The organism is Actinomyces sp. ICM58 (assembly GCF_000283035.1).
In the GTDB taxonomy this organism is placed as follows: domain Bacteria; phylum Actinomycetota; class Actinomycetes; order Actinomycetales; family Actinomycetaceae; genus Pauljensenia.
In genome coordinates this window covers 1-9,325 of record NZ_ALIY01000030.1, presented here as the reverse complement: position 1 = coordinate 9,325, position 9,325 = coordinate 1, and the positions used below count along the sequence as shown (strand labels likewise).

Sequence of the window (9,325 nt, the reverse complement as noted above, 5' to 3'; positions counted from 1 at the left end):
GACCGGCACGACGACCGGCGCGAACCCCGCCCCGTCCTCGGGCGCGCGCACCACCACGGGCACCACCACAGGCGAGCGCTGCGTCGCCACCCGCATCACCCGCGAGGCCACCGAAGCCGAGGCCGCCACCCTGGCCTCGTCCCAAGCACCCGCGAACACCGCGCGCACCACGCTGACCGTCAGCGTCGGTGAGGGCGCCTCCGGCAACGCGACCGACGGCCACTTCGATTTGGGCCCCGCCATCGACAACGGCACCCTCGTCGCCCGCGTCAAGGACGACCGCAGCCAGCCCGCCCAGTGGGTCGACCCCTCGTCCCTGACCTTCGCCCTCGGTGACGCCGCGCGCATCACCGCGCCCGCGGACCTCGGCTTCGTCGCCACCCCCGGCTCCAGCGTCTGGCTGATCCCCTCCACCCAGATCGCGGGCGTGCCGTGGCTCGGCCTGAACTCCCAGCGCGAAGAGATCGTCACCGGCACCACCGGCCCCGTCCAATTCACCCTCGACGCCGTCGAGGGCCCCGGACGCGTTGCCGTCTTCAACGCGGGCGCGCTCGGCTCCGGCGTCGGCGAGCACGTCTTCGATGGGCCCGGCACCGGCTACACGCTCGGCGCCAACACGCACGCCCACCAGAATTGGGTGTTCACCGCGCCCGGCACCTACACGCTCACCATCACCATGCGCGTCACCCCCAACGGCGCGGCGCTCGCGGGCAGCGGCTTCGGGTCCGGCGGCGACCTCACTGCCACGGGCGTGACCGGCCCGAGCGGGCGACCCATGGTCTCCCAGGTCGTCGGCCGCACCGCGTCCGGCAAGGACTGCGACCTCTCCCTGGCCACCACCGGCGCCGACACCATCCCCCTGACCGTCGTCTCCCTCACGTGGGCGCTCACGGGCGCGGCCTGCGTGTGGGTGGGCGCGATCGGACGCCGCCGCAACCTGCACGCGCAGTCGTGACCCCTCAGTCACGAGGCCGACTCTCCCTCGTCCCCCGCCTCCCCTTCCGTGGGTGGCGGGGGAGTGGGTGTGTGCTCGCCGCCTCGACGTTTGCGCTCACGGCGGCCCTGGCGGGGTGCGCGCCCGCGCCCGACCCGGCATCCGACGGTGAACTGCGCGTTGTCGCCACGACCGGCATCCTCGCCGACCTCGTGCGCAACGTCGCCGGAGACCGCGCCCACGTCACCCAGATGGTGCCCAACGGCGCGGACCCGCACTCGTGGGAGCCCTCCCTGCGCACAGTGCGCGACGTGGCCTACGCGGACGTCGCCTTCTCCAACTACCTCATGCTCGAAGAGCACGCCCTCATTCGCGCCCTCGACTCCAACCTGCCGGCCGGCTCGCGCTCCGTCTCCGTCGCCGAGGAGGCCGCCAAGAACGGCGCGACCATCCTCCCCCTCGTCGAAGACCGGGCGCTTGACACCCCGTGGCTCGGCATGCGCGTGTGGGGCGACGGCGCCGACATGGGGGCCACCCGCGCCTCGCAGATCGACCTGACGACCACCGGCGTCGACGGGCCCGGCCAGGCCGCCGCCTACCTCACCACGTCCTTCGGGCAGCCCGAGATCGCCTTCGCCTCCTCCGACGGCTTCAACGCCGCAACCGGATACGACACCGACACCGCGCAGCTGCCCGCCGACGCCCACCAGCACATGAGCTGGGCGTTCACCGCCCCCGGCGTGTACCGCGTCCACTTCCGCGCCAACCTGCGCACCACCCCCGGCGCTACGCCGGTGGGCGTCGGGGAAGGCACCGCCGTGTTCGCCGTCGGCACCCCGCCCGAGGACGTCGCCGCCGCCGAGGGTCGCCGCGTCCTGTCCGCCGGCCACGCCGACATCACCGTCAACCTCACCACCAAGAGCGTCGAACTCGCCTCCGACGCCGGCGCGCTCGGCGGGGACGAGGCCTCGGCCCCCTGCGTGGGAGCATCCAGCGCCGCGGCGGCCGTCGCCTCGACCATGGAATGCACCGACCTCGACCAGGTCGTCATCGAAGTGCCCACCCGCGCGCTCACGACCATCCCCGGGGAGGCCTCGTTCCGCTTCATCGGCGAGCCCGGCGCCAGCGTGTACATGCTGCCCCAGGCCGTCCTCGGCAAGCACGTCCACGGCGACATCGACCCACACCTGTGGCACGACGTCCACAACGCCCAGGCATACGTGCGCGTCATCCGTGACTCGCTGATCTCCGTCGACCCGGGCGGCGAGGCCACCTACCGGGCCAACGCGGCTGCCTACCTGACGCGCCTCGACGAGCTCGACGCCACCGTCGCCTCGACCATCGCGTCCATCCCCTCCGAGCGCCGCAAACTCGTCACCACCAACGACGCCTACGCGTACCTGGCGAACGCCTACGGGCTCACCGTCGCCGGATTCGTCGCGCCCAACCCCAGCGTCGAACCCTCCATCGCCGACCGCATCAAACTCCAGGCCACCCTGTCCGACTCCTCGATTCCCGCGGTGTTCCTCGAACCCAACCTGGCGCGCACCCGCTCCACCCTGCGCACCGCCGCCACCGACGCGGGCGTGGACATCTGCCCCCTGTACGGCGACACCCTCGACGACCAAGCACCCACCTACATCGACATGATGGAACACAACGCCCGCTCACTGGCACGCTGCCTGGGCGGCAAGGAGATGCCATGAAATCCTTCTCTTCTCGTCTGACTGCCGGCCGAGGTGTGGCCTGCCCGCCCGCTTTCTTGCCGTCCCGTGGGCGGCGGCCCGCCCGCGAGATCGCCACACGCGAGCTTCGCTCGGAGTGGTCGATCTCGAAGCCCGGCCAGGCCCTGCCGCCGCCCACGGGACCGAGCGGGCGGGCATCACAGCTCGAAGCCCGGCCAGGCCCCGCCGCCGCCCCCGGGGCTAGCCAATGGCCGTCATCCGTGCGTGTGGCGTCCCGTGGGCGGCGGCCTTTCCGCAAGCCCGGCCAGACCTTGCCGCCGTCCACGGGACCGAGCGGGCGGGCATCAGTGCTCGAAGCCCGGCCAGGCCGTGGCGCCGGGGGGAATTGCAGCATTAGAAGCATCCCTACGGCGTGTCGCCGGCGTGTCGCGGCTCTAATGGTGCAATTCCCCCGTCTCGGCCTGTCTCTGAGCACTCTGCTTGTGTCGGCCTTCCTCGTCATCGTGAGCGCCCCCTCTTCTGTTGCTGACCCGAGTCCCGACCCCGACCTCGCGCAAAGCGTCGCCGCGCACGAAGAATGGTCGAATGAGGCCAGCGAGATCAGCGTCGGGCACGTCGACCTCGGCCCCCGCCTCATCGACGGACAGTGGAGGGCCGGCCTGCGCCACGACGCCGAGAGCGGCGCCGTGTGGCGCGACCCCAACCAGACCGTCCTGCGGGTGAGCGACGCGGCCGTCATGACCGCGCCAGACTCCGCCGACTACCCGTTCCTGGCCGACGTCGCGGGCAAGCCCGTGTACGTCGTTCCCCAGACGCAGAACCCGAGCGTCGTGTGGCTCGGCTGGAACACGCAGGACCCCGCCGTCACGGCCACCATCGACCGCGGCCTCACCATGCGCGTCGGCCCCGTGTCCGGGCCCGGCCGCGCGTGGCTGTTCCTCCAGTCCGGCACCTTCGGCAAGCCCCTCCTGCTCGCCGACTCCGGCGCGGCGCCTGGCGACGTGTGGATCGACTCGGGCACGCACGTGCACGCCAACTGGGCGTTCTCCGCCCCCGGCACCTACACGGCGACCGTGACCTTCCTGGGTACAACCACCTCCGGCGAGGCCGTGAGTGCCTCCACGACCCTGCGCTTCGCCGTCGGTGACGGCGCCTCCGCGTCCGAGGCCCTGGCCATGGCCGCGCCCGCGGCTTCCGGTTCTGGTTCTGGTTCTGGGGACCCGGCCGCGGGAGCCTCCCAGGGCGCTGGCTCCTCTTCCGCGAACCCGGGCGCCGCCGGGCCGGGAGCCACAGGCTCCTCCGAGTCAGCGTCGCCCTCCTCCGAAGGCGGGCTGCCCGACTGGGCTTTCCTTGCGATCATCGCCGTCGCCGGCTTGTCCCTCCTGGTAATTCTTGCGCTCGTCGTCGCGCGCTCGCGCCGCAGCCGCGCCGAACAGGCCGCCGCCATCGCCGAGGCCGACTCCCTCCTCGCCCCCCTGCCCACCGCGAAGGGTGAGGGAAGCGGGGAAGCGGCCCCGGCCTCGTCCGACAGGTCCGTGCCCGCCCAGGGTGAAGGCTCGGGAGAGCGCGGCCCCGGCCTCGTCGATCGGGGAGGGGAGCAGTGAGCCAGCTGCGCGTCACCGGACTGGGCGCGTCCCTGGGTGGGCGCAGCGTCCTTGAGGGCGTCGACCTGGAGGCCCGGGCCGGGGAGCTCGTCGGCCTCATCGGACCCAACGGCGCCGGGAAGACCACGCTGATCCGCTCGATCCTCGGCTTGATTCCCTCCAGTGGGCGCGTCGAGACCGACGGCGCGATCGGGTATGTGCCGCAGCGGCACGAGTTCGCGTGGGACTTCCCGATCAGCGTGCGCGACGCCGTCCTGCAGGCCGTCACCGTGCGGCGCGGGCTGCTCGGGCGCGCGCGCACCCCGCACTTCCGCGCCGTCGAGGAGGCCCTGTCCCTCGTGGGCCTGCGCGACCTCGCGAAGCGTCCCATCGGCGAGCTGTCCGGCGGGCAGCGCCAGCGCGTCCTCGTCGCCCGGGCCCTCGCGATCCGACCCGCCGTGCTGCTCCTCGACGAGCCCTTCACCGGCCTCGACATGCCCACGCAGGAGATGCTCATGGACCTGTTCCGCGCGCTCGCGGACGGGGGCCGGGCCCTCCTCATGACGACGCACGACCTCATCGGCGCGCGCGCCGGGTGCGACCGCCTCTACCTGCTGCGGCGCACGATCGTCGCGACAGGGCGGCCCGACGAGCTGGCCGACGCCGACCCGTGGATCCGCGCCTTCGACGTGCGACCCGACAACCCGATCCTCGACGCCCTAGGAGTGCGCGCATGAGCACCGTGATCCACGCGGCCGGACGTGGCCTCGTCCCGGCGGCGGACTTCCTGAGCCCCTACGACTTCTTCCGCGACCTGACGAACCCGGCGTTGGCGTTCCTGCCGCGCGCGCTGCTCATCGCGGTCATCGCCGCGCTCGTGTGCGGCAGCGTCGGCGTGCACGTCGTCCTGCGTGGCATGGCGTTCATCGGGGACGCCGTCGCGCACTCCGTGTTCCCCGGCCTGGCGATCGCGTTCGTGTGCGGCGGGTCCCTAGTGTTTGGCGGGGCGCTCGCGGGCGTCGTGACCGCCGTGCTGGTGGCCTTGTTGGCGCAGAACCGGCGGCTCAAGGAGGACTCCGTCATCGGCGTGCTCTTCGTGGGCGCGTTTGCGCTGGGCGTCGCGATCATCGCGCGGGCACCCGGGTACGCGGGCAGCCTGCAAGACTTCCTGTTCGGGTCGATCACGGGCATCCCGGCGTCGGATGTGCCCGTGGTGATGTGTGGCGCTGCGTTGGTGCTGCTCATGCTGTTCCTGGCGCACCGGCCCATCGTGGCGGTGACCCTGGACCGCGAGAGCGCGCGAGCGGCGGGCGTGCACGTGCTCGCTGCCGATCTGTCTTTGTATGTCGCCGTGGCTTTGGCCGTCGTGATCTCCGTGCAGACGATCGGCAACGTGCTGGTGCTTGCTTTGTTGGTGACCCCCGCGGCCACCGCGCGGCTGTTGTGCGACCGCCTGGGGACCATGATGATCCTGTCGCCCGTGCTCGGCGCCTCCGGGGGCCTGATCGGCCTGTACCTGTCGTGGGCGCTGGACGTGCCCACGGGCGCCACGATCGTCCTGGTGCTCACCGCGTGCTTCGTGCTCGCCTGGGTCTTCGCGCCGAGGCACGGGGTCCTCGCGCGGAGGCTGCGGGAGAGGCGGGGGTGAGGCTGGTCTGCGGAGGTGGGTTGCCGCGGGGCTTTGCGGCAGTAGGTCTCTGCGGGCACTGCGGCGGTAGGTCTCTGCGGGCACTGCGGGTGTGGGCGTGGGGCGCTGCGGTTGTGCGGCTCTGCGGGAATGCGCGCGGTGTAGGTGTGCGTGAGTGATTGAGCGGGGTGCTGCCGAGGGGTGGCACCCCGCTTGTTGTCGGTCGTCGTTGGTGCGCGGTTGGTGCGCGGTTGCGCGTTTGCGGGTGCGCGCGTCTGTAGGCACAGGTGCCGAATGATTCACGTGAAACAATGCGAGGGCGGTAACAGGTTTGAACCTGGACTTGGGCGGTTGTGCGGGCGGTGCGTAGTGCTGCTTCTGTTGCCTGTGGTGCAAGTGGTGGAGCAATGAAGTGTGGAGTGGCTGTTCCACGTGAAACGCATGTTTGTGGCGCTGGCGCCTGTTCCTGTTATGGCATCGAGGTCCCAAACCTCGCTCGATTCTATGATCGTAGATGCCTCTCTATGAGGTTCTATGACGCAAAATGGGCTTCTATGAGCTATGAAGGGGCCTCTATGTCATAGAAACGCCCTTCTATGACATAGAAATGGGGTTCTATGAGATAGGAATGAGCTTCTATGAATTGAGGCGAGTGACGGGCACCAGTCTTTGGGTGACTTGAATTGTGCTATGGACGTGCCTGGGCCTCCTTGATGGTGTGCGTTCCGAAGGTTGCGCTGATTCCGGATGGGGACTTGACCTGGCTTGGTGGTCTTGGGTTGGTGTGGCGGCCGGTTCAAATGTGTGGAAGAAGGAGGTGCTGGTCGACATGTGTCATGGCTGTACCTGGAGCAACGGGGAATATAGGGAGCATTTTGGTGTGACCGCTGAGGAGGCACGCTCGGATCTGCGCGATCTCATGTCACGAGGCCTGGTGACGTCCACGGGTGAGCGACGTTGGGTGCGTTACATGCTCGCAGGGAAACGTTGATCATTACGCAGCGCTGTCCCGGTCGCCTGTGGGGGACCGGGACAGCTGCGGTGACGGCGTGGGGAGTGTTCCTTGTGTTGATGGATGTGTCGTCGACGGTGACGACGCGGAGACGGTCGAGTGTTTCACGTGAAACAATGACGTTGAGGCGGCGGCCCGCGATGGTGGGCCGGGGCTTCAGCATATGGAGTGGTGGAGTTGTGGTGCGACAGCTGTATTGTCGGCATCAACAAAGAGAATTGAATCCGCGGACTCTCGCAATTTGCGGATGCTGATTTGCGCTGGTTCTTAGTGATCCCAGATGTGGGTGACGACCCATGTATCACCCCGCTCTTCAAGAAATAGGACACGAAAGAATCTTTGTTCGTTGTTGATTTCTTCGCCGGTGACTGTGCTTATGGTGTCGTATTGTTCTGATTCCTTTTCTTCTGTGAGGTAGCGGAAACCCGCCGGTGTTTGCAAATACGTGAATTTGATACAAATTCCTTCAGTGCCGTCCTTTTTGAGTGAACACTCGTATATGTCCTTTGTTTGAAGATACTGATTGGTGAGCGGCTCGACGAGATATGCATCTGTATGCATGCGTTCCAGGTCGTGTGCAAATGCATCGCAGTAACCTTCAACCTGACACACCTTCATGAAGTCTTCTGTGTCCCCGGTATTGAACGCATATGCCCACAGGTCGAGGTACCACTGCGATGTTGCTTGGGCGCCAATTTGACCACCTGCGTAGAGGTGTGGTGGGGGAGTGGGCTTCGGGACGTTAACGGAAGTTGGTTCTGTGGATTGAGGGGTGTCACCCGATTGGGAGCCGGATTGCTCGGTGTTGTCAGACTGGGGTGACTGTGCCCCGGACTGAAGTTCGGCGTTCGCGTGGGCTCGAGCGTTGAATGCGTGGAACCCCAGGAACGATGCGCCGATGATGACAACGGCGGCAATAACGGCGCCGACCCACTGGCCGATGTTGGAGGGTTTGGTGGTCATGGTGCATCACTCGCTTAGTGTCCTTGTTTTTCTTCCCAGGTGTCGGTGTTGTTAATGACCAGGTGGGACAAGGGGAAGGGGCCGGTTGTTTCGGTGGTGGTGACCAGGCCATTGATCGTCTGGGTCTCCCCGGTAAAGGGGTTCGTGGCCGTCCCGCTCCACGTAGTCGTCAGCGTGATCTCGCGGTTCTCATGCGGGTAGGGCCCGTCGAACCCAGAACGCCACCCCTGCGGGGGTGTGTAGTAGTGGCGAATCAACCGGGGATCATTGTTCGGGTCAATGCCCTTCTCCCATGCCAGGCCCGGGGAGGTGGTCACCGTGCCCGGGGTGCCATCACCCCAGGAGTATTCATAGTTCGTCGCCGTCAGGGTGATCGTGATGTCGCGGCCCAACAGATTGATGACGTGGGTCTGAGTCGGGGTGGTCACCGAGACGATGGTGGGCACAAACCTGTTCGTGTAGGACACCCCGTCGGGCCGCTTACGCAGGCCCGCCCCATCGGCGTGGATGACGGCTGCCGCCGAATAGAGGATCTCCCTCGTTGTAGGTAGCTTTTCAGGTAGGGGAGATTCAGGAGTTTTTGGTGGTGGATAGGCGCATACTGCCACACGCAGCTTCAACGGTAATGAAGGGTCGGTGATGTCGAAACCGCAATGTTCCCAATCGATATCAGAATCCGGATCGATGGCGTGCTCAGATTGAGCTGTGTTCCGGGCTCTGTCATCACCAAGAGTCGATTCAGATGAGGGAGCGGATCCGTCAATGATTTGTTGCGCTGCGTTCGCTAGCGCCACTGCAACACTTGTTCCACTGGCTTCGGCCCCAAAGTGCGGAGAATCTAGGGGCAAGTCCTCTGCTCGCGCGTTCGAGGCTGCTAATGCCGTCAAGAAGAATGTGCTTGATAGTAGTGACGCGATGAGTCGACATGGGTTGTTACTTTCCTTGAGCACTTTCCGAACCTCCTTGAATAGCAATCCAAGTTCCGTCTCTCCATGTCATCAGTAAGGCAAAGACTAACTGTTCTTCCTCTGCAGACGAGACAGCATTCTTGCCCCTGCACGTTGTGCCGTCTGATGTTGGCCTGGTCTGGTTTTGTGGACCGGGTGTTTTGAGGGTTGTTGGTTGTTATTGGTGGTGTTGTGCCCATTGGCGTGCGTATTGGTTGGGTGAGAGCCAGCCTAGCGCGCTGTGGGGGTGTTCTTCATTGTAGCGCTGGGACCAGGCGCCAATCAGGGCGCGCGCGTGGTTGAGATCCTCGAACATGTTGTCCTCGAGGAGTTCGTCGCGCATGCGGTTGTGTAAGGACTCCACGAATCCGTTATGCCAGGGCTGGCCCGGTGGGATGAACGCTTGGAGCGTGTCATGCTCGCTGGCCCAGCGCCCCAAGGCTCCGGCGATGAATTCGGGCCCGTTATCGGCCCGAAGCACCTGGGGTGCCCCATGTGCCAGGACAGCCAGGTCAAGCATTTCGATCACGTCGGCGGCTCCCATGCGCCGCTCAACGCGGAAAGCCAGGTGTTG

General features: G+C 66.8%; 8 protein-coding genes. 5 read left to right on the top strand and 3 right to left on the bottom strand.

What is annotated here, in order from left to right:
* From HMPREF1138_RS01445 to HMPREF1138_RS01425, 5 genes are all read left to right on the top strand, one after another.
* On the top strand, positions 1-955 hold a 955-nt coding region (locus HMPREF1138_RS01445), incomplete at its 5' end, for a TIGR03773 family transporter-associated surface protein (RefSeq protein WP_009055676.1).
* Between the two features lie 71 nt (positions 956-1,026).
* Complete coding sequence (locus HMPREF1138_RS01440; protein WP_009055660.1) at positions 1,027-2,640, top strand: anchored repeat ABC transporter, substrate-binding protein; 1,614 nt, start codon at positions 1,027-1,029, stop codon at positions 2,638-2,640.
* A 482-nt stretch (positions 2,641-3,122) separates the two neighbouring features.
* On the top strand, positions 3,123-4,223 hold the full coding sequence (locus HMPREF1138_RS01435; RefSeq protein ID WP_238318585.1) for a choice-of-anchor M domain-containing protein: 1,101 nt from the start codon (positions 3,123-3,125) through the stop codon (positions 4,221-4,223).
* A complete protein-coding gene (locus tag HMPREF1138_RS01430; RefSeq protein ID WP_009055674.1) occupies positions 4,220-4,939 on the top strand; it encodes an anchored repeat-type ABC transporter ATP-binding subunit in 720 nt (239 codons plus the stop codon). The genes HMPREF1138_RS01435 and HMPREF1138_RS01430 overlap by 4 nt, the downstream gene beginning before the upstream one ends.
* On the top strand, positions 4,936-5,850 hold the full coding sequence (locus HMPREF1138_RS01425) for an anchored repeat-type ABC transporter permease subunit (protein WP_009055682.1): 915 nt from the start codon (positions 4,936-4,938) through the stop codon (positions 5,848-5,850). Before HMPREF1138_RS01430 ends, HMPREF1138_RS01425 begins: the two co-directional genes overlap by 4 nt.
* A gap of 1,258 nt (positions 5,851-7,108) precedes the next feature.
* Here the strand turns inward: HMPREF1138_RS01425 and HMPREF1138_RS01420 are convergent.
* The 3 genes from HMPREF1138_RS01420 to HMPREF1138_RS01410 all read right to left on the bottom strand — a co-directional run.
* Positions 7,109-7,804 carry a DUF6318 family protein gene (locus HMPREF1138_RS01420; protein ID WP_009055662.1) on the bottom strand — a complete coding sequence of 232 codons (696 nt, stop codon included), beginning with the start codon at positions 7,802-7,804 and terminating at the stop codon, positions 7,109-7,111.
* A gap of 14 nt (positions 7,805-7,818) precedes the next feature.
* A complete protein-coding gene (locus tag HMPREF1138_RS01415) occupies positions 7,819-8,232 on the bottom strand; it encodes a hypothetical protein (RefSeq protein ID WP_238318584.1) in 414 nt (137 codons plus the stop codon).
* A gap of 697 nt (positions 8,233-8,929) precedes the next feature.
* Positions 8,930-9,325 (bottom strand): IS3 family transposase (locus HMPREF1138_RS01410; RefSeq protein WP_039936234.1); only part of this gene is annotated, 396 nt, incomplete at its 5' end.

Excerpts from the sequence above, each read along its gene's own strand:
- HMPREF1138_RS01425 (WP_009055682.1), top strand. The coding sequence starts at position 4,936 with ATGAGCACCGTGATCCACGCGGCCGGACGTGGCCTCGTCCCGGCGGCG.
- HMPREF1138_RS01420 (WP_009055662.1), bottom strand. The coding sequence starts at position 7,804 with ATGACCACCAAACCCTCCAACATCGGCCAGTGGGTCGGCGCCGTTATT.